This is a genomic window from Finegoldia magna (assembly GCF_018371055.1).
Taxonomy (GTDB): Bacteria; Bacillota; Clostridia; order Tissierellales; family Peptoniphilaceae; genus Finegoldia; species Finegoldia magna_I.
The window spans coordinates 1-1,703 of the sequence record NZ_JAGYZD010000310.1 but is presented as its reverse complement, the minus strand read 5'-3'; the positions used below and the strand labels follow the sequence as shown (position 1 = coordinate 1,703).

At 33.0% G+C, this 1,703-nt stretch carries 3 protein-coding genes; all 3 read right to left on the bottom strand.

The features are described from left to right. Nucleotides 1–249 (bottom strand): MATE family efflux transporter (locus KHW44_RS09415; protein ID WP_304068835.1); only part of this gene is annotated, 249 nt, incomplete at its 3' end. Between the two features lie 19 nt (nt 250–268). Then, entirely contained in the window at nt 269–1,114 is an 846-nt protein-coding gene (locus tag KHW44_RS09410) for a DegV family protein (protein WP_304068833.1), read from the bottom strand. Nucleotides 1,115–1,126: 12 nt separating this feature from the next. Continuing rightward, on the bottom strand, nt 1,127–1,703 hold a 577-nt coding region (thyX, locus tag KHW44_RS09405), incomplete at its 5' end, for an FAD-dependent thymidylate synthase (protein WP_304068831.1).

The window sequence follows — 1,703 nt, the reverse complement described above, 5'->3', positions numbered from 1 at the left end:
TTGACTCATTAAAGAAGTAGCTGCCACACTTACTCCAAGTCCAACTGCTATAAACAAATACAGCACAGGCCAAGTAAAAGATGTCGCAGCATAGTCTTCAGAGCTAATTCGAGCTACATATATTCCATCAGTTATACCATAAAGGGTTTTGATTAGATTACTAATCATCAATGGGATACTTAATTTAAAAATCACATCCGTGATGTTTCCATTAGTAATAAATTCTATATTGCTTTTTTTGTTTCCCATTTACTCGCCCCCTATTAATTTATAATTTAAAATAACCTATTCCAAATAATCCCGGTCCAGTATGGATACTTAATGTTGGAACAATTTGTCCTTCGTAGTAGAACTTTGCTCCTTCAATTAAATCATTCATACTTTCCTTGGCCTTTTCCATTGCGCTTTGATTATCACCGTTTAATAAAACCAAATAATAGTCTTTGATACCTGATAACTCTTTTTTCACTATATCAATAGCGTGGTTGATGTTTTTCATTGCACCACGATTTTTTTCTACTGTATAATATTCTCCGTCTTCATTACAAGATATTATAAGCTTCAAATTTAATAAATTACCAACGATCCCAGTAATTTTACCTATTCTACCACCTAAAGACAAATATTTTAAAGTATCCAAAGTTATAACTGGTACTGAATCTTTGATTTTTGATTTCATTGTTTCTATTATAGATTCTAATGAAAATCCTTCATCAATTAATTTTCTCGCAAATATTGCAAAAAATCCCGTACCAATTGAAATATTTTTTGAGTCAAATACCTCTACTTGCACATCTTCCACTTGGTCTTTCGCAAGCATAAATGCATTGTACATTCCACTTAGTTTTGAAGAAATGGAAATGCATATTATCTTGTCAAACCCCTTGTTTTTTATTTCATTTAATTTATTAACGATATCTCCAAGAGATGGGATGGATGTTTTTGGAACTTCTCTATCGATGTTTTCGTATATATATTTCGGATCAACAGTATAATCATCGTAGGATACATCTGAGTAGTTTATTTGAAGTGGCATCAATTCTATGCCGTATTCTTCAGCTATTTTTGGTGTAATTTCACTACCTGAATCTGTTAAAATTGCTATCTTTCCCATAATATCTCCTAACTAGTCAAGGCTATTAAAATATTCTCTAACTTGTTTTATTTTACCACAAGTCATCTTTCCTTCTGGACAACTTCCTTTAACACAACCTGGCCCTGCTTTTTTGAAAATTTGTGGACACACTTTTTTCGCTTCAACAAGCATTAGTGTAGCCATTTCTCTGATTTCCCATTGCGCTCTTTGACAACACCTAGCTTCAAAGAAATGCAACAGCTCACGTGCATTCATTGTCATGACAATTTTTGTCTCAGTAGCATTTGAAAAAACATATCTTGCATCTTCAATGGAACTTTTTTCTGACATTGATTTTGCTTTTTTCTCATCAACTCCAGACTCGATTAATTTGTCGTATTCTTCTTGTATCAGAATTTCTGTAAGTTCGTTATAAGCGTCAATCGTATGCTTCATGTGTTTCTCGTAGATTTCTAAAGCCTTGGGATTATTTTTTATTTTTGGAGGGATAATATACTCGTAATTATTCGCTCTCACATATCGTTGAGATTTTTGCGAGTAGCTTGCTAATCTGTGTCTGACCAATTGGTGGGTCAAAGTTCTAGATACACCCTCTATTGCAAAAGTA